A 17,690-nucleotide genomic window follows, 5' to 3' on the forward strand; every position below is an offset into this window, starting at 1 on the left:
ACCGATGCAAAGGCGCACGAGTTCGACCAACCGAAGGTCGGCTCGAAATTCCGGGAGTGTTCATTGCACAACCCGTTCCCCAGTTCTTGCTTATGTAATAGAAATTTCCATAGTGCACAGTTTATGTCAATGCTGTAACATTTATATTGGCAGCGCTGAGGGGATTAATGGACGAGAAAGACAATACCAGCCGATCGGTGGCGGCCCTCATCCGCAACGGTCTTGGCCGGCTTACGCCCACCGAGAAGCGCCCCGCGCTCACCCTGCTCGCCAACTATCCGGTGGCAGGCCTTGAGACGGTGGCGCAGTTCGCCAGTCGCGCCAAGGTCAGCGGACCCACCATCCTGCGCCTGGTGTCGAAGCTTGGCTTTCAGAACTACCCGGACTTCCAGCGGGCGCTGCGCGATGAACTGGAGCAGCGACTTCAGACGCCGCTTGCCAAGGCGCCTCCCGGCTCAGGTACGACGTCATCCGAAGGGGACTTTCTCTCCACCTATATGCGCGCCGTCGTCAGCAACATCGAAAGCTCGATGGCGGATGTTTCGCGCAGCGAGTTCGAGGCGGTCGTGTCCCTGCTCGCCGATCCCCGCCGCCGCGTGCTGCTGCTCGGCGGCCGCTTCACCTCCAGCCTTGCCGTCCATCTCTATCTGCACATGCGCGAGCTCAGGCCGCGCACCGAACTCGTGAGCGGCCAGACCGCCACATGGGCCGAACATCTGCTCGATCTTGGGCGAGGCGATATTCTTGTTGTCTTCGACATCCGCCGGTTCCAGGACGATGTCGTGCGCTTTGCCCGCGAAGCGGCGGCCACTGGCGCCCAGGTGGTGCTGTTTACCGATGGCTGGGTCTCCCCCATCGCTGCGGTCGCGGCCCATGTCTTTTCCATGCGCACCAGCGTGCCTTCGAGCTGGGAAAGCTTTGCCGCCCTCTCCGCCCTCTCGGAAGCCCTGATCGCCCGCCTTCACGCGGAACGCTGGAATGACAGCAAGCGGCGCATGGAGCGGCTGGAATCGCTGAGAAGCCACCTTTCATCGGAGGAGTCCCGCCCATGATCCGCGAACCGCTCACGCTCGTCTGCACCTGCGAGATAGCCGGCAGGGTTCGAGGCAAGGGTTTTCCCGTCAAGGATCTGCCCTCCCGACTGGAAACCGGAGTGGGCTGGGTGCCGACCAATACGATGATCTCCGCGCTCGGGCCGATCGTCGACACACCCTTCGGCGCAACCGGCGACCTCATCCTCGTCCCCGATCCGACGACCGAGCTGTATGTGGATTTCGAGGATGGCTCAGCACCCGAGCACTGGTTCCTGGGAGATATCCGCACGACGGAAGGAGAGCCGTGGGAGTGCTGCCCCCGTGATTTCCTGCGCCGTGCGCTCGCCGCGCTCAAGGAGGCAGCCGGCCTGGAACTGTTTTCCGCCTTCGAGCAGGAGTTCGTCTATACCGGAGTCGAGGACCATCCCGGCGCGCCCTACAGTCTTGAATCCTGGCGGCGGCAGGGAATTTTCGGCGAAGTGTTCATGGCGGCCCTGCGAACGGCGGGGCTGGAGCCGGATAGCTTCCTGCCCGAATACGGCGTGAAGCAATACGAGGTGACGATCGGGCCGGCAATCGGGCTTATCGCCGCCGATAACGCCATCAAGGTGCGTGAACTGGCCCGCGCCACGGCGCACCGGCTCGGCCATCGCGCCATCTTCTCGCCGATCCTCGACCCGAAGGGAACGGGCAACGGCGTCCATATCCATATGAGCCTCAGGGCGGAGGACGGGATGCCCGTGACCCATGACCCCGCCCGCCCGTACGGCTTTGCACCGGCGGCTGAAGCCTTCATGGCAGGCGTCCTGAAGCATGTTCGCGCGCTTGCGGCCGTCACCGCGCCCAATCCGGTATCCTACATCCGCCTGACGCCGAACCGCTGGGCGCCGACCTGGGCCTATCTGGCGGATCGTGATCGCGAGGCGAGCCTGCGCGTATGCCCGGTGCTCGATCTGCCGGGCTTGGACTCAGCGCGCCAGTTCAACGTCGAGTATCGTCCGGCCGATGCCGCCGCGAGCCCCTATCTCGCTCTTGGCGCGATCGTATGGGCCGGCGTCGACGGGATCCGCAAGAGTTTGACGCTGCCGGCTCCGCGCAATGTCGCCAAGATGACACCGGAAGAACGGCGCGCCGAGGGCATTCCCGAACTGCCCCATTCCCTCGGGGAGGCGCTGGATTACCTTGCCTCGACCGTTGAAGCGCGCGACTGGTTCGGCCCCACCTATCTCGACACCTATCTGCGGCACAAGAGGGCCGAGATTGCCCTGGTCGAACGTCTTGGCGAGGAAGAGCTTTGCGTTCGCTACGCCGAAAGCTACTGAGCTGCTGCATGAAGCAGCGCCAGCCATTCGTCGCAGGTCATCGGGCGGCAATAGCCGCGGAAGCAGGCGAGTGCTGCTTCGTGACGCTCATGGGTATTGGCCATGCAGCCATCCGTGAGGCAGGTGACGTAGTAACCCCGGTCGGCGCCGTCCTTCACGGTATGGTCGATGCACTGGTCCGTCAGAAAACCGGTCACCACGAGATCCTCGATGCCGATATTGCGCAGGAGATAATCGAGATTGGTCGAGTTGAAGAGGCTGGACGAGGTCTTGGGCAGCACAATCTCGTCCTCGCCTGGACGGATCGCATCGATGACCTGGGCCTCCCAGGACCCTTTGGCGATGAAGAAGTCCGAAAGCTTGTAATCAAGGCTGCGGTCACGGCCGTCGCGGGTGAGGTTTTCCATGACGGTGTAGATCACCTCGACGCCGGCGGCGCGGCTTGCAGAAATCAGCCGCATCAGGTTCGGAATGACGACATCCCGTGCTTGCGCAAAGAATTCCGGCCGCAGCCTCTCCTGATCCGCATTGAACGTGGCGTTCTGTACGTCGACGACAAGGAGCGCCGTGCGCGCCGGGACAATGTCCCGAGCGCGGCTAAGGCCGCGGTCACGGGCGCGAATGAGGGTCTCAGGGTCATGATCGGACATGGTCGGCGCCTCGGTTTCGGACAATGAAAGTAATAGCGCAGTCATAGCGCACAAAAGGGAGAAAATGCATGGACGGGCGCGCAAAGCGATTGTTGGACATGGATGAACCCGATCCGGTCGTGGTCCAACTGGAAGATGGGCGGTCGCCCTTCTTCCTGACATGCGATCATGCCGGCCGGCGCCTGCCGCAGGTTCTCGGCGACCTCGGCCTGCCGCCTTCGGAATTCGATCGCCATATCGCCTGGGATATCGGCGCCGGGGGCCTATCCCGGAGGCTGTCGGATCTGCTGGACGCCTCTCTCGTCGAGCAGATCTATTCGCGCCTCGTCATCGACTGCAATCGCAGTCCGTCGGTGCCGAGCGCCATCCCTGAGATCAGCGAGCTGACCGTCATTCCCGGCAATACCGGCCTTTCCGATGACGCCAGGGCCATGCGCCGTGCAGAGATTTTCGACCCCTATCATGCGCGCATTCGAGACTTGCTCGACCGTCGCGCGAAGGAAGACCGCGAAACTATTCTGGTCGCCATGCATTCCTTCACGCCCGTCTTCAAGGGCTTCGCCCGCCCCTGGCATGTCGGCGTGCTCTACCACAACGACCCTTCGTTTGGGCATATCCTTCTGGAGCTCTTGTCGAAGGAAGCCGATCTCGTGGTCGGCGACAACGAGCCCTATCATATCAGCGACGAAACGGATTACGGCATTCCGGTGCACGGCGAACGGCGCGGCCTCCCCCATGTGGAACTGGAAATCCGCCAGGACCTGATCGCCGACCCGGGCGGACAGGCCGCCTGGGCGGAGCGTCTTGCGCGTCTTTTGCCGCTCGCGCGCACGATTCATCGTTCTCGCAGCTGATGACTGAACCGTTAGCTTCGCATGCGCTGAGAGTTTTGCCCCTCACCCTAACCCTCTCCCCGCAAGCGGGGCGAGGGAACGATCGAGCAAGCGGCGACTGTGGAGTCATCACCGTCAGGGACGACGGAGGCTGCGATTCCCCTTCTCCCCGCCTGCGGGGAGAAGGTGCCCGAAGGGCGGATGAGGGGCCGGCACCGCAGCCCGACATCCCGACCGGAGCCACCGGATCTACGCTCTAACAGGCAACCGCTCAATCGCCCTCAAGCCCGGCCGCTCACGCCACCTCACCTCGGACTCATCGATCGCCAGCTCCAGTTTCGGCCAGCGCTGGAACAGGGCTTTCAGGGCGCATTTCGCCTCGATGCGCGCCAGCTGATGGCCGAGGCAGAAATGAATGCCCGTGCCGAAGGCCAGGTGCCGATTGGGCTTTCTCGCAAGGTCGAGCGTCTCCGGCCGCTCGTTTGCAGCCGGGTCGAGGTTTACGGCGGCAAGCATCGGCATGACCTTCTCGCCCTTCCTGATCTTCACGCCGCAGAGCGTGACGTCCTTGCGCGCAATACGCGGTTTGGTGAACTGAACGGGGGTCACGAATCGCAGGAATTCCTCCACGGCGAGCGCCGCCCGGCTCCAGTCTTCCTCCAGCCAGTCGCGCAGATCCGGCTTTCTCAGGAGTTCGAAAACCGAGCCGCTGATCAGATGTGTGGTGGTCTCATGGCCCGCAAACAAAAGCAGGAACATCATCGCCACCATCTCGTCGCGGCTGATCTTGCCGCCCTCCTTCTCGACCCGCACGAGTTCGGCGATGAGCCCATGGCCGCCGCTCGTGCGCACAAGATCGAGCTGCTTTTCCATATAGCGCTTCATCGCCAGCACATTGGGAATCATGCTGAGAAAACCGAGTGCGCCCTTGAAGCGGCTGAACCCCATGGCCCATGCGGTGAATTTGGGCCTGTCGGCAAGCGGCAATCCGAGCAGCTCGCAAATCACCGAAAGCGGCAACCTGCGCGCATAACGGCCGACGAGATCAGCCGGCGTTCCCATCGCGAACAGATCCTCGGAAAGCTCCTCCGCCATCAAGGAAATATCGGGTTCGAGATCGAGAACGGCGCGGCGGCGAAAGGCTTCGTCCACGATGTCCCGCAATCTCTGATGATCGGGCTCATCCTGCGACAGCATATTGTTGGCGAGCGTCCGCACGATGCCCGGCATCCACCATTGAAGACCGGCGACACGGCCGTCCTCACGGCGCAATCTGAATGTCTCGCTATCCTTCAGAACCTGGTCGGCGAGTTCCTGCGTCGTCGTTGTCCAGACCTTGCCGACGATCGGAAATCGGACTTCGATCAAAGGACCCGCCGCTCTCAGTTTCGCGATCTCGGCGGCCGGATTGCGAAGGTAATCCTGGCTGGAAAAATCTATGCGCATGATCGGCTCGGAGCCTCCCTCGCCCAGCAAAGCGCTGCCGTCCTATAGGATAGGAGGAAGAGCGTATTTTTCGATGAGGGAAATTGCCGCGCGATGTTCAATTCTCATAGAGGCGTGCTATCACGCGGCCCAACTTGCCAACAGAAACCGCCGCGAATACCCCCTCACCCTGCCCTCTCCCCGAGGGGAGAGGGGACGATCGTGCCAGCCGCGAACTCACGTTCTCCCCGGCGGGGAGAAGGTGGCCCGAAGGGTCGGATGAGGGGGCCGCCACGCACGCCGGGCTTTCAACCTGCAGCCTCTCTCGGGCTAAAAATTCGTCACCCCGCAGCCAAACTCAGCGCCACCGCTTCGGCCACCCTGATGCCGTCCACGGCCGCCGAAAGGATGCCGCCGGCAAAACCGGCGCCCTCTCCCGCGGGAAAGAGGCCAGCCGTGTTGAGGCTCTGGAAGTCCTTGCCGCGTCCGATACGAACCGGCGAGGACGTCCGCGTCTCCACGCCCGTCAGCATCGCGTCTGGATGGTCGTAGCGCGGGATCTGGCGCCCGAACACCGGCAGCGCCTCGCGCATGGCCGCGATCACGAAGTCCGGCAGACATCGGCTGAGATCGGTCAGGTGAACGCCGGGCTTATAGGAGGGAAGGACCTCGCCGAATTCCGTGGAGGCGCGCCCGGCGAGGAAATCGCCGACCTTCTGCCCCGGCGCCTTGTAGTTCGAGCCGCCCGCGACATAGGCAAGCGATTCCCAACGCCGCTGCAGCTCGATGCCGGCCAGCGGATGGCCCGGATAGTCGCGCTCCGGGTCGATGCCGACGACGAGGCCGGAATTGGCATTGAATTCCTGGCGTGAATACTGGCTCATGCCGTTGGTGACGACGCGGCCGGGCTCGGATGTTGCCGCCACCACCCTTCCGCCCGGGCACATGCAGAAACTGTAGACCGTCCGCCCGTTGCTGCAATGATGCGACAGGCTGTAGGCGGCGGCACCCAGATCCGGGTGGCCGGCGCAGGAGCCGTATCGCGCCTTGTCGATCCAGGATTGCGGATGTTCGATGCGCACGCCGATCGAAAATGCCTTGGCCTCGACCGCGACACCGCGATCATAGAGCATGTGGAAGGTATCCCGCGCGCTGTGGCCGACCGCGAGAACGACATGATCGGTCTCCAGATAGTCGCCGGTGTGTAGATGCAACCCGCGCACCCGGCGCGTACCGTCGGAAGCCTCCTTGATATCGACGTCCTCGACGCGATGCTCGAAGCGATACTCGCCGCCAAGCGACTGGATCGTCTCGCGCATGTGCTCGACCATCGACACCAGGCGGAAGGTGCCGATATGGGGATGGGCCTCGGTCAGGATTTCGGGCGGGGCACCCGCCTTTACGAATTCGGTCAGCACCTTGCGGCCGAGATGGCGCGGGTCCTTGATCTGGCTGTAAAGCTTGCCGTCCGAAAACGTGCCGGCGCCGCCCTCGCCGAACTGGACGTTGGATTCCGGAACGAGCACGCTCCTGCGCCACAGACCCCAGGTATCCTTCGTGCGCTCGCGCACGACCTTGCCGCGCTCCAGAATGATCGGCCGCAAGCCCATCTGCGCCAGGATCAGCCCGGCGAACAGGCCGCAAGGCCCTGCCCCAATGACAACGGGGCGCAGACCGGCACGGTTCGCCGCCGTCCTAGTGACGAACCGATATTCGGTATCGGGAGATGGCTGGATACGATGATCGCCCGAAAACCGCGCCAGGATCGCCGCTTCATCCTTCAGCATCACGTCCACCGAATAGACCATGAGGATGGCGGACTTCCGCCGCGCATCGTTGGCGCGACGGGCAATGGTGAAATCGATCAGTTCCCCGGGCGCAATGGCAAGCCGCTCCTGAATGGCGGCAGGTAACGCTTCCGGCGCATGGCCGAGCGGCAATTTCAGTTCGGTGAGACGCAGCATGGCAGTGCTTTAGCCGGAAGACTATTGCCGCGCAATCGTCCGCACCGTGGGACGCTTGACGTCCTACACGCCGTCAGGTCTGAATGGGCCGAAACGAAACGACGGTCTCCTGCGCTATCGCGTGCCGGCAATGATTGTCGCGGTCGAGTGCAGTCGAACCTTGTCGCCGCGGATCGACTGTCGCGCCAGATCGAGCACCTCCTGACGAATGCGCTCGCGCGTTTCCGCGTCTGCTTTCGCAAGTCCGGCAACCACCGGCGCTGCGATTTCGGTCATGAAGTTCCAATATTGCTCCGGCGTCTCATGGATCATAGGGGCCGAAATCTCCTCTTCCTCGACGTCCCGCAGCCCTGCCTCGGCGAAGGCCGCCCGCATCATGCCTGTCGGGGCGCAGCGAAACAGGCCCGGCGAACCCGGCGGCGGAGCCGGCATCTCCACATGACGTGCGATCGCGCTCATCACGGTGGTGGCCCAGGGGTTCTTTTCCGGCCCGCTCCAGACGGCGGCGCAGACCCGCGCACCGCGTTTTGCCACCCGCGCGAATTCGTGCGCTGCCGTGGCGATGTCAGGGAAGAACATGAAACCGAAGCGGCAGAGAACCGCATCAAAGCTCGCATCATCGAAAGGCAGGGCGCCCGCGTCACAGACCTGAGTGCTGAAATTGTTGAGACCGCGACGGGCGGCGTTTTCGGCGGCGACCGCCAGCATGCGTTCCGACAGGTCGGTCACGGTCACGCTGCCGTTCGGAATACGCGCTGCCGCCGTCAGCCCCGGTTCGCCCGTTCCCGCAGCGACATCGAGCACGCGAAAGCCATCCCTCAGCCTTGCCTGGCGGAGCAGGGCGTCCCCGAAAGGCGCGAGCCAGCCCAGCACCAATTCATCCCATTTCCTCCAGCCCGCGGAAAACTTGTCCCAGGTCTCATGTTGCTGGTCGCGGATTTGATCGAGATTCGCAGGCATGCAGATTTCTCCTCCCGTGATGCGCGCTTTGTTGTGAAAGGACTACTATGAGCCGTTTATATTAGACTTCAATTAAATTTCAGGGTCACGATGTCCGTTTTGCACAGTTGGCATCGCTCTCGGCCGCAATAGGAATCCGGCATGAGAAAACCTTTTCTCGCTTGACAATGACAATGGGAAAAGGTTTTCTCAACGCTGAAAGCGAAGGGAGAGATTGCTGGATAATCAGGGAGGAAAACGGGTCCGGATAACGATCCACGACGTTGCCGCGGCTGCGGGCGTCAGTATTTCGACGGCATCCAAGGCGTTGAACAATACCGGTCGCATGGGAGATGAAACGCGAGAGCGTGTGAAGCGTATCGCCGGCGAGATCGGCTTCCGGCCGAACGCTCTGGCGCGAGGACTTCTCAGCAAACGCAGCTTCACCATCGGCCTTTTGACCAACGATACCTACGGTCGCTTTACGCTGCCGGTGATGGCGGGAATTTCCGAAGCCCTGGTCGACCACGGCGTGTCGGTCTTTCTCTGCGCGATCGAGAACGACCCGGCGCTTGGACAGATCCACGTCGAGGCGATGCTGGACAAACAGGTCGATGGCATCATCGCCACCGGAAAGCGGCTCGACAGGCGGTTGCCGGTGGACCTGTCGAACCTGAACGTACCGGTGGTCTACGCCTTTACCGAGGGTGCGCCGAACAGCGTCACCTTTCGTTCAGACGATGCGCAGGGCGCAAGGCTTGCCGTCGAACGGCTGGTGGCGCTCGGCCGGCGTCGGATCGCGCATATAACCGGGCCAGAGGATTTCTTCGCGGTCCGCGAACGGGCAAGCGCCTATCGCGAGATCACGGGAGACCAGAGGCCGGTGATGTACGGCACATGGTCGGAAAGCTGGGGTCATGAAGCGGTCGCGAGGATATGGAATGGTGAAGGCGAGAAGCCGGACGGCATATTCTGCGGCAATGATCAGATCGCGCGCGGCGTGATCGATGCGCTGCGCGAGCGCGGCATCAAGGTGCCGGATGACGTCTCGGTCGTCGGCTTCGACAATTGGGAGATCGTTGCGGCGCAGACGCGCCCGCCGCTGACCACGGTGGACATGGAATTGAAGGAGCTTGGACGCCAGGCGGGCTTGACGGTGTTGGCGCTCGCCGAGGGCAGGACTGTCGAGCCCGGAGTGAGGAAATTGCCGTGCCGGCTCGTGGTGCGGCAGACATGCGGGGGTTGCGACCCCGAGACATAGGACCGGCGCGAAGGAGACGCGCCATATTGGGAGGAATGCCATGATCAAGCGTCTGTTGCTGGCGACGGGTGTTGCCACGCTCTGCCTGGTGTCCGGTGCATCGGCCGCCGAAAAGATCGAAATGTGGGTCCGCACCGGCATCGGCGATGCCTTCAAGAAGGTCGTCGAGGCCTATAATACCAGCCACGAGAACCAGGTCGTCGTGACCGAAGTCCCGTTCTCCGAACTGGTGCAGAAATACGCGACCGCGATTGCCGGCGGCCAGGCCCCGGATGCGCTTTCCATGGATCTGATCTACAACCCGGCTTTCGCCGCCGCCGGCCAGCTCGAGGACTTGACCGATTGGGCCAAGAAGCTTCCCTATTTCAATTCGCTTTCGCCCTCGCATGTCCGCCTCGGCACCTATCAGGACCGGATCTACGGCCTGCCGCTTTCTGTCGAGACCTCCGTCTTCGCCTGGAATAAGGATCTCTACAAGAAGGCAGGCCTCGATCCCGAAAAGGCGCCTGCGACCTGGGAAGAGATTGAATCCAACGCGGAAAAGATCCGAAAGATCGGCGATGACACCTACGGCTTCTATTTTTCCGGCGGCGGCTGCGGCGGCTGCATGATCTTCACCTTCACGCCCCTCGTCTGGGGCGCGGGCGCCGATATCCTTTCGGCCGACGGCAAGACGGCGACGCTCGACACGCCGGAAATGCGCAAGGCGGTCGGCTACTATCGCGATATGGTCAAGAAGGATCTGGTTCCCGCAAGCGCTGCCAGCGATACCGGCGTGAACTTCCTGAGCTTCACCAACGGTAAGATCGGCCAGCAGAGCATCGGCGCCTTTGCGATCGGAACGCTCGTGACCCAGCATCCCGAGATCAATTTCGGCGTGACGCTGATCCCGAGTGTGGACGGCAAGACCTCGTCCTTTGCCGGCGGCGACAACTTCGTCATCACCAAGGGCACGAAGAAGATCGACGCGGTGAAGGAATTCCTCGAATACATCTATTCGATGGATGGCCAGAAGGTCATGGCGAAATATGGCAGCCTGCCGACACGCGGCGATATCGCCAAAGAGGTGCTCGCCGACCTCGATCCGCGCATGCAGGTCGGCCTGCAGGCGATCGCCGTCGCCAAGACGCCCTATACGCTGCAGTTCAACGACCTGATCAACAGCGCCAATGGCCCCTGGGCGACATTCACGAATGCCGCGATCTATGGCGACGATGTGGATGGCGCCTTTTCGAATGCTCAGTCCGAAATGCAATCGATCATAGATAGCGGCCAGTGACACCCCAAAACCGGCCGTGGCCGGGGGGCAGCCCTTAGCTCCCCGGTCGATCCCAATACTTAGAATGCGGAATATCTCGATGACCGGTTCTGGTCCACGGCGTCTTTCCACACAGCGCAGGCGGCGAAAATCACAATGGCGCGGGCTTCTCTATATCGCGCCGGCAATGGCGCTCGTCATCGTCTTCTTCGTCATGCCAGTCCTCTTTACCGGCTGGATGAGCCTGCACAACTGGCCGCTGATGGGCGCCTCGCGCTGGATCGGCTTTGCCAATTATACGCGCATGCTCAATGACAGCCGCTTCATGTCGGCGCTGAATTTCACGGCCTATTACACCCTGGTCGTGACGATCGCGATCTTTGCGGTCGCCTTTCCGCTCGCGATCTTCGTGGAGAAGGAGCGCCGCCTCGTCAGCACCTATCGCACGATCATCTTCCTTCCGGTCGTCGTCGGTCTTGCCACCGCCTCACTGCTCTGGGTCTGGCTTGCCAATGTCGACAGCGGCTTCATCGGTCCGGCGCTGAGAGCGCTCGGCATCGTCGAAAAAAGCCCGAACCTGCTTGCAACCTTCGACACCGCCTTTCTGACGATCATCGTCATGGTCGTCTGGAAGATTGCAGGCTTCACCATGATCATCCTTTTGACCGGTCTGCAGGCCATTCCCTCCGAGCTCACCGAGGCTGCCCGTATCGACGGCGCCGGCCGCTGGCAGCGTTTCCGGCATCTGACCCTGCCGCTGATGCGCCGGACGATCGCGCTGGCGCTGATCGTCTCCGTCACGGGCTCGGTGCTGGCCTTCGACCAGTTCTACATCATGACGAGCGGCGGCCCGCAGAACCGGATGATTTCCGTCGTCTATTACATCTTCAACCAGTCTTTCGTGTCCTTCAATCTCGGCTATGGTGCGGCACTTTCCATCGCGCTCTTGGCCATCCTGGTTGCGCTCAGCATCGTGCAGCTCTGGCTCTTAAGGGTTGGGGAGGACCGGCCATGATATCGTCCAGGAAAAGGCGCGCCCGCAAGGCCCTGCGCGCACAGTCGCTTTATCACACGATCGGCATCGCCATCGCGATCTTCTTTCTGGCACCCTTCGCCATCACCCTGCTCGCCTCCTTCCGGCATGGTGCCGAAGCCAGCCTGCCGCCGCTGCCGCCATGGCCGACATCAGGCATAAGCCTCGATTCCTACGGGGTGCTCGACACGTTCGGCGCCGGCGTCTGGCGGCATATGATCAATTCGCTGGTCGTCTCGATCGGAACCGTGGTGCTGACCGTCGCCGTCAGCGTGCTCGCCGGATATGGCTTCTCGCGCTATCGCTTTCCGCTGAAGAACGTGCTCTTCGTGCTGATCATCGCGACGCTGATGATCCCGTTCCAATCCATCCTGACGCCGCTCTTCATCATTCTCGCGAGACTCGGGCTCAACAATTCGCTGCTCGGGCTGACGCTCGTCTACGTGACGCTGCAGCTTCCCTTTTCGGTCTTCATGATGCGCAACGCCTTCGACGCGGTCCCGAAGGAGATCGAGGAGGCGGCGCGCATCGACGGCGCGCGCGATCTGAGGCTTCTTGTCCGCGTGCTGCTGCCGCTCGTCCTGCCGGGGGTTGCGACCGTCGCGATCTTTGCCTTCCTCAATGCCTGGAACGAATTCCTCGCAGCCCTCGTGCTGCTTTCGAGCAACGAGAAATACACGCTGCCCGTCCTCATGACTGCCGTTCGCGCCGGCCGGCTCGGCGCCATCAACTGGGGCGCCGTTCAGGCGGGTGTCGTCGTCATGACGATCCCCTGCCTCATCGTCTTCCTGCTTCTGCAACGCTATTACATGCGCGGTCTCATGGCCGGCGCGGTGAAATGACCGAGAGAGAAAAATGGATGAGATCATGAACACGCTGAAGAAAGACCGCCAGTTCCGTCCCCTCCCCGTTCCGAGCGTCGAGCTCAACGGGCTCTTCGGAGACCGGCAGGACGCCATCTGCGATTCCACCGCCGAGACCCTGCTCGACCGCTGCGTCGAAGCCGGCATGCTGGACGCGATCGACACCAGCAAGCCCAGCCGCGGCGTCGTCATCCCCATCCAGCCATGGGGCGGCACGACGCAGATGTTCTGGGACAGCGATCTCGCCAAATCGATCGAGACCGTTGCCTATTCACTCTACCGCCGGGCGAACCCGCAACTGGAAGCGCGGGTCGACGCGATCATCGACATGTACGAAAAGATGCAGGACGAGGACGGCTACCTGAATGCCTGGTTCCAGCGCGTTCAGCCCGAGCGCCGCTGGACCAATCTGCGCGACCATCACGAACTCTATTGCGCAGGACACTTGATCGAGGCAGCCGTCGCCTATTACCAGGCGACAGGCAAGCGCAAGCTCCTCGATATCATGTGCCGCTTCGCCGATTACATGATCAAGGTCTTCGGCCACGGTGAAGGCCAGATCCGCGGCTATTGCGGCCATGAGGAGATAGAGCTCGCGCTGGTGAAGCTTGCCCGCGTCACCGGCGAAAAGAAGTATCTGGATCTTGCGAAATACTTCATCGACGAGCGGGGCGTCGAGCCGCACTACTTCACCGAGGAAGCGATCCGCGACGGCCGCGATCCGGCAAAATTCATCCAGAAGACCTATGAATATAACCAGGCCCACCAGCCGGTGCGCGAGCAGAAGAAGGTCGTCGGCCACGCTGTGCGCGCGATGTATCTCTATTCCGGCATGGCCGACATCGCGACGGAATACAACGACGACACGCTGACATCGGCGCTCGAAACGCTGTGGGACGATCTGACGACCAAGCAGATGTATGTCACCGGCGGCATCGGGCCGGCAGCCTCCAACGAGGGTTTCACCGCCTATTACGACCTGCCGAACGAAAGCGCCTATGCCGAGACCTGCGCCTCCGTGGGCCTCGTGTTCTGGGCAAGCCGCATGCTCGGTCGCGGCCCGGACCGGCGCTACGCCGACATCATGGAGCAGGCGCTCTATAACGGCGCGATGTCCGGGCTTTCGCTCGACGGCAAGCGTTTCTTCTATGAAAACCCGCTCGAAAGCGCCGGCAAGCACCATCGCTGGATCTGGCACAATTGCCCCTGCTGCCCGCCGAACATTTCCCGCCTGCTCGCCTCCATCGGCTCCTACATGTATGCCGTCGCCGAGGGCGAGATCGCGGTGCATCTCTATGGGGAGAGCAAGGCGCGCTTCGAGATCGGCGGCGCGAAGCTCGAGCTGTCGCAAAAGACGCGCTACCCCTGGAATGGCGCGATCCGCTTCGATCTCTCTGCCGACAAGCCGGCCCGTTTCGCGCTGTCCCTGCGCATTCCGCAATGGGCTGAAGGCGCCTCGATCAAGGTCAATGGCGAAACGATCGACCTCCAGTCCGTGATCGTGGACGGCTATGCGCGCATCGAACGCGAATGGAAGAGCGGCGATCATGTCGATCTCGACATCCCGCTCGCACCGCGCGCCCTTTTTGCCAACCCGCTGGTGCGTCAGGATGCCGGCCGCACCGCGCTGATGCGCGGTCCGCTGGTCTATTGCGTCGAAGCGACCGATAATGGCGCCGGCCTCAATGGTATCGTGCTTGCCGGCGACGTCTCGACGGCGAAATCGAGCGAGGTGGCGGACCTGCACGGCGCCATCGCGCTCGACCTGCCGGTGAAGCGCGACGAGGTCGATTGGGGAAGCGCGCTCTATCGGACCTCGCCCCCGAAATCCAGGAAGACGACGGCGCGCTTTGTGCCCTATTCTTTCTGGGACAACAGAGAGCCGGGCGAGATGCTCGTCTGGGTGAGAGCGGGTGAAGCGGGCAATGAATAATATGGCAGACGCCGGCGTGGTGCTGACCGAAATTCGCAAGAATTTCGGTAGCCTGGAGGTGATCCACGGCATCGACCTGACGATTGCGGAAGGGTCCTTCGTCGTCTTCGTAGGCCCCTCCGGCTGCGGGAAGTCGACGCTTCTGAGAATGATCGCGGGCCTCGAGGAGGTGACCGACGGCGAGATCAGGATCAAGGGGCGCAATGTCACCGATCTCGATCCCTCCGACCGGGGCATCGCCATGGTCTTCCAGTCCTATGCGCTTTATCCGCATATGAGCGTGCGCGAGAACCTTGCCTTCGGGCTGAAGATGGCGCGCACGGACAACGCCGAAATCGGGATGCGCGTGAAGGCCGCCTCGGCAATCCTCAAGATCGACCATCTGCTCGACCGCCGTCCCGGGCAGCTTTCCGGCGGCCAGCGCCAGCGTGTTGCGATCGGCCGGGCGATCGTGCGCAAGCCGGATGTCTTTCTCTTCGACGAGCCGCTCTCCAATCTCGATGCGGAGCTGCGCGTTTCCATGCGCATCGAAATCGCCCGCCTTCACCGCGAGCTCGGCAACACGATGATCTATGTGACCCACGACCAGACGGAGGCGATGACGCTCGCCGACAGGATCGTCGTGCTGCGGGATGGCAAGGTCGAGCAACAGGGCACGCCGCGCGATATCTACACGGATCCGGCAAACACCTTCGTCGCCGGCTTCATCGGTTCTCCGCGGATGAACCTCCTGAATGCGCAATGGCTTGGCGACGGCGGCGTCACCGTGGCGGGAACCCGGATTTCCTCAGGCTCAGTGGAGACGGCGCTGTCTCCGGGAGACAAGCTCACTTTCGGCATCCGTCCAGAACATCTGACGATATCGGAAGGGGGCGGCGAAGCCCTGCCCGCCCGGGTGGACTTCACGGAATATCTCGGCGGCACGCAATATCTCTATTGCCAACTGCAGGACGGCCAGTCCGTCACCGCCGAATACCGCGCGTCGGCTCCGGTCGAGGCAGGCGAAATCGTGCACCTCGCCTGTGAGGCGCAAGACCGTCGGTTCTTCGATCAGGCCGGAGAGCGCATCCGTCTTAGAGCAATTCCAGGAAAAGTGCACAGCGGTTTTCCGACCGGAATTGCTTGAAACAAAAGGTTACGGCGGCCCGGCGCTTCCGTGAAAACTGAACTGCTCTAGTCGGGTAGGTCAAGATGGTCGAAGCCCTTCCGGAACCGTGAGAGCTGCTCGTCGGACTCGACCACCACCCCATGCCGTAGGAATTCACCTATGGTGAAATCGGGATGGGCAGCAAGCAGACGTCGTGCTTCGTCTGCCGCCTCCTTCGAGCGGCCCGCCCGATTGAGGCACGCCACGATCCGCCCCCAAGTGAACTTGCCGGGATTGGGAAGGTGACGAAGCGCGGCCAAAGCCTCGTCGTAGGCGCCCTTGAGATACATGGCATTTCCGACCACCGCGTAGTACCAAGGCGGCGGAAACGGGTTGAGCCGCATGCCCTCGTCGATCCAGCCGATCGCCTCTTCGATCCGGTCTCGCCGGGCCAGGAGGCCTCCTAGTTGGACCGCAGCGTTGGAGTCGCTTGGATTGAGCGCGCAGGCTCGTCGGAACTCCCGTTCCGCGCCGTCAAAGTCCTTTGAATACAGAAGGGCAAGGCCGAGCACGCGGTGCGAGCCCGACTCCGCTTCGTCGAGGAGGACCGCCCGTCTCGCAAGCGCCGTGCAGTCCTGAAGGACCGTGGGCGTTGCCTTCGCGTAGCCGTGAGCCGCTATCTGAGCAAGCGCAACATATGCATGGGCCTGAGCAAATCCGGGGTCGCGCTGGACAGCGGCTTGGAACATTTCGCAGGCTTTGAGGTTGTCGGTAGGTTCGTATCCCCGAAGATGCGCGAGGCCGCGGAGGTAGAACTCGTAAGCTGCGAGATTGTCGGGCGCCTTGCGAAACGACGCCTGGTAGCCGACGTTGTGGATCTGGCCGACCAGGCCGGAGACGATCATCCGGATTATTTCGTCCTGAACGTGGAAGACGTCTTCGGCGCGGCGGTCGTATTTTTCCGACCAGATCAGCCGGGCATTCGCCGCCTCGATCAGCCGGACCGCTATCCTGACCGCTCCTTCACCAAGCCTGATGTCGCCCATCACGAGATAGGTCGCACCCAATTTCTGAGCGGCTTCGCCGAGACTCTCGGGCCAGTCCCGAGCCGCGAACGACGATGCAGCGGCGATCACCGACAGACTACGAAACCGGGCCAGCGCTCCTATGATGTCTTCCGTGAAACCGTCGGCGACAAACTGACCCTCGACTTCCTCGCCGCTCCGGAACGGCAACACCGCCACGATCGGGCGACCCGTGGCTTGTGAAGCGGGCGCCTGCGGCCAATGCCAGACGTGCACGGGTTTGGCGATGTTCTTCAGCCGAACGTTTCCCCCATCCTTGAATGCTGAAGCAATAGTGCCCGTAACAGCGACATGTACAGCATCGCTGATACAGATGCCTCCTGGAGCCGCTTCCTTCTCAAGGCGGGATGCCACGTTCACACCCTCGCCGAAAACGTCGCCCTCGATCACCGCAACGTCGGCGAGATTGATCCCAACCCTCAAGCGGACCGGCTCCTCCCTGACTTTCAGTCCCGCTTCATGTTTGAGGCTTCTTTGAATGCTCAGCGCGCAGGATACCGCCTCGCTCGCGGCGTTGAATACCGACAGGACGCCATCGCCCATGAGCTTGACCACTCGTCCGCCGTGCGCAGCGATTTCACTTACCAGGATCACGCCATGCAGCTGCTCAAGAACGGCGAGCGTCTGCTCCTCGTCGGCTTCCATCAGCCGCGAGTATCCAACGATGTCGGTAGCCATGATCGCCTGCTGTCGCCTCTGGGTCATAAGCTATCATCGCTCAACGGCTTTTGTGACACTACCACATGGCTACAGCCGCCGCATACTCAATCGCTCGCAGCGAATTCGACGTCATTCTCGACATGCAACAAGTCGGCGGCAAGAAACTGGCGATCGATAGATACGTGTAGGTGAACTTCGCCATCGAACATCACGCGTACTGGATCGATCTTCTGCATCTGTTGCTTCTGTTTCGAACCGCTGATTAGGCGAGCCACTGGCCTTTGTTTTCGTTGGACGACCTGTCATTCAACCGCCGCGAAGGGCGGTGGGCGAAGCCGCCGCC

The 17,690-nt window shown here is 62.2% G+C and carries 15 protein-coding genes; 9 read left to right on the forward strand and 6 right to left on the reverse strand.

Going from position 1 to position 17,690, the window contains the following annotated elements; translation table 11 throughout:
* Positions 1-167: 167 nt before the first annotated feature.
* The gene (locus tag AAE029_RS29820) at positions 168-1,052 is read left to right on the forward strand and encodes a MurR/RpiR family transcriptional regulator (protein WP_371076539.1); all 885 of its coding nucleotides are present in this window, start codon (positions 168-170) and stop codon (positions 1,050-1,052) included.
* On the forward strand, positions 1,049-2,356 hold the full coding sequence (locus AAE029_RS29825) for a glutamine synthetase (RefSeq protein WP_371076540.1): 1,308 nt from the start codon (positions 1,049-1,051) through the stop codon (positions 2,354-2,356). The genes AAE029_RS29820 and AAE029_RS29825 overlap by 4 nt, the downstream gene beginning before the upstream one ends.
* Here AAE029_RS29825 and AAE029_RS29830 read toward each other — a convergent pair.
* Positions 2,350-3,006 carry a cysteine hydrolase family protein gene (locus AAE029_RS29830; protein WP_371076541.1) on the reverse strand — a complete coding sequence of 219 codons (657 nt, stop codon included), beginning with the start codon at positions 3,004-3,006 and terminating at the stop codon, positions 2,350-2,352. The two genes, AAE029_RS29825 and AAE029_RS29830, sit on opposite strands and share 7 nt — an antisense overlap.
* Before the next feature lie 68 nt (positions 3,007-3,074).
* On the opposite strand from AAE029_RS29830, the gene AAE029_RS29835 reads away from it, so the two are divergent.
* Complete coding sequence (locus AAE029_RS29835) at positions 3,075-3,860, forward strand: N-formylglutamate amidohydrolase (RefSeq protein WP_371076542.1); 786 nt, start codon at positions 3,075-3,077, stop codon at positions 3,858-3,860.
* A gap of 228 nt (positions 3,861-4,088) precedes the next feature.
* Here the strand turns inward: AAE029_RS29835 and AAE029_RS29840 are convergent, their stop codons facing one another.
* The 3 genes from AAE029_RS29840 to AAE029_RS29850 all read right to left on the reverse strand — a co-directional run bounded on the left by AAE029_RS29840 (position 4,089) and on the right by AAE029_RS29850 (position 8,188).
* Positions 4,089-5,285, reverse strand: a complete 1,197-nt coding sequence (locus AAE029_RS29840; RefSeq protein ID WP_371076543.1) for a cytochrome P450 — start codon at positions 5,283-5,285, stop codon at positions 4,089-4,091.
* Between the two features lie 320 nt (positions 5,286-5,605).
* Positions 5,606-7,228, reverse strand: a complete 1,623-nt coding sequence (locus tag AAE029_RS29845) for an NAD(P)/FAD-dependent oxidoreductase (RefSeq protein ID WP_371076544.1) — start codon at positions 7,226-7,228, stop codon at positions 5,606-5,608.
* Positions 7,229-7,342: 114 nt separating this feature from the next.
* A complete protein-coding gene (locus tag AAE029_RS29850; protein ID WP_371076545.1) occupies positions 7,343-8,188 on the reverse strand; it encodes a class I SAM-dependent methyltransferase in 846 nt (281 codons plus the stop codon).
* A 217-nt stretch (positions 8,189-8,405) separates the two neighbouring features.
* Here AAE029_RS29850 and AAE029_RS29855 point away from each other — a divergent pair, with 217 nt between their 5' ends.
* The 6 genes from AAE029_RS29855 to AAE029_RS29880 all read left to right on the forward strand — a co-directional run bounded on the left by AAE029_RS29855 (position 8,406) and on the right by AAE029_RS29880 (position 15,641).
* A complete protein-coding gene (locus AAE029_RS29855) occupies positions 8,406-9,428 on the forward strand; it encodes a LacI family DNA-binding transcriptional regulator (RefSeq protein WP_371076630.1) in 1,023 nt (340 codons plus the stop codon).
* Positions 9,429-9,468: 40 nt separating this feature from the next.
* Positions 9,469-10,707, forward strand: a complete 1,239-nt coding sequence (locus AAE029_RS29860; protein WP_371076546.1) for a sugar ABC transporter substrate-binding protein — start codon at positions 9,469-9,471, stop codon at positions 10,705-10,707.
* Between the two features lie 79 nt (positions 10,708-10,786).
* Positions 10,787-11,701 carry a carbohydrate ABC transporter permease gene (locus AAE029_RS29865; protein ID WP_371076547.1) on the forward strand — a complete coding sequence of 305 codons (915 nt, stop codon included), beginning with the start codon at positions 10,787-10,789 and terminating at the stop codon, positions 11,699-11,701.
* Positions 11,698-12,561, forward strand: coding sequence for a carbohydrate ABC transporter permease (locus tag AAE029_RS29870; protein WP_371076548.1), 864 nt, complete (start codon positions 11,698-11,700; stop codon positions 12,559-12,561). Before AAE029_RS29865 ends, AAE029_RS29870 begins: the two co-directional genes overlap by 4 nt.
* A 25-nt stretch (positions 12,562-12,586) precedes the next feature.
* Entirely contained in the window at positions 12,587-14,515 is a 1,929-nt protein-coding gene (locus AAE029_RS29875) for a glycoside hydrolase family 127 protein (protein ID WP_371076631.1), read from the forward strand.
* A 1-nt stretch (position 14,516) separates the two neighbouring features.
* On the forward strand, positions 14,517-15,641 hold the full coding sequence (locus AAE029_RS29880) for an ABC transporter ATP-binding protein (RefSeq protein WP_371076632.1): 1,125 nt from the start codon (positions 14,517-14,519) through the stop codon (positions 15,639-15,641).
* A gap of 47 nt (positions 15,642-15,688) precedes the next feature.
* On the opposite strand, the gene AAE029_RS29885 is transcribed toward AAE029_RS29880, so the two are convergent.
* A complete protein-coding gene (locus tag AAE029_RS29885) occupies positions 15,689-17,365 on the reverse strand; it encodes an adenylate/guanylate cyclase domain-containing protein (protein ID WP_371076549.1) in 1,677 nt (558 codons plus the stop codon).
* Between the two features lie 86 nt (positions 17,366-17,451).
* Positions 17,452-17,583 (reverse strand): hypothetical protein, encoded by a 132-nt coding sequence (locus AAE029_RS29890; RefSeq protein WP_371076550.1) that lies wholly within the window; start codon positions 17,581-17,583, stop codon positions 17,452-17,454.
* Positions 17,584-17,690 lie beyond the last annotated feature (107 nt).

This window comes from Sinorhizobium sp. CB7, from assembly GCF_041357635.1.
In the GTDB taxonomy this organism is placed as follows: domain Bacteria; phylum Pseudomonadota; class Alphaproteobacteria; order Rhizobiales; family Rhizobiaceae; genus Rhizobium.

Coding starts and splice junctions, on each gene's coding strand:
- AAE029_RS29865 (WP_371076547.1), top strand. CDS start 10,787: ATGACCGGTTCTGGTCCACGGCGTCTTTCCACACAGCGCAGGCGGCGA.
- AAE029_RS29875 (WP_371076631.1), top strand. CDS start 12,587: ATGAACACGCTGAAGAAAGACCGCCAGTTCCGTCCCCTCCCCGTTCCG.
- AAE029_RS29860 (WP_371076546.1), top strand. CDS start 9,469: ATGATCAAGCGTCTGTTGCTGGCGACGGGTGTTGCCACGCTCTGCCTG.
- AAE029_RS29825 (WP_371076540.1), top strand. CDS start 1,049: ATGATCCGCGAACCGCTCACGCTCGTCTGCACCTGCGAGATAGCCGGC.
- AAE029_RS29830 (WP_371076541.1), bottom strand. CDS start 3,006: ATGTCCGATCATGACCCTGAGACCCTCATTCGCGCCCGTGACCGCGGC.
- AAE029_RS29890 (WP_371076550.1), bottom strand. CDS start 17,583: ATGCAGAAGATCGATCCAGTACGCGTGATGTTCGATGGCGAAGTTCAC.
- AAE029_RS29835 (WP_371076542.1), top strand. CDS start 3,075: ATGGACGGGCGCGCAAAGCGATTGTTGGACATGGATGAACCCGATCCG.
- AAE029_RS29840 (WP_371076543.1), bottom strand. CDS start 5,285: ATGCGCATAGATTTTTCCAGCCAGGATTACCTTCGCAATCCGGCCGCC.
- AAE029_RS29845 (WP_371076544.1), bottom strand. CDS start 7,228: ATGCTGCGTCTCACCGAACTGAAATTGCCGCTCGGCCATGCGCCGGAA.
- AAE029_RS29885 (WP_371076549.1), bottom strand. CDS start 17,365: ATGGCTACCGACATCGTTGGATACTCGCGGCTGATGGAAGCCGACGAG.
- AAE029_RS29850 (WP_371076545.1), bottom strand. CDS start 8,188: ATGCCTGCGAATCTCGATCAAATCCGCGACCAGCAACATGAGACCTGG.
- AAE029_RS29870 (WP_371076548.1), top strand. CDS start 11,698: ATGATATCGTCCAGGAAAAGGCGCGCCCGCAAGGCCCTGCGCGCACAG.
- AAE029_RS29820 (WP_371076539.1), top strand. CDS start 168: ATGGACGAGAAAGACAATACCAGCCGATCGGTGGCGGCCCTCATCCGC.
- AAE029_RS29880 (WP_371076632.1), top strand. CDS start 14,517: ATGGCAGACGCCGGCGTGGTGCTGACCGAAATTCGCAAGAATTTCGGT.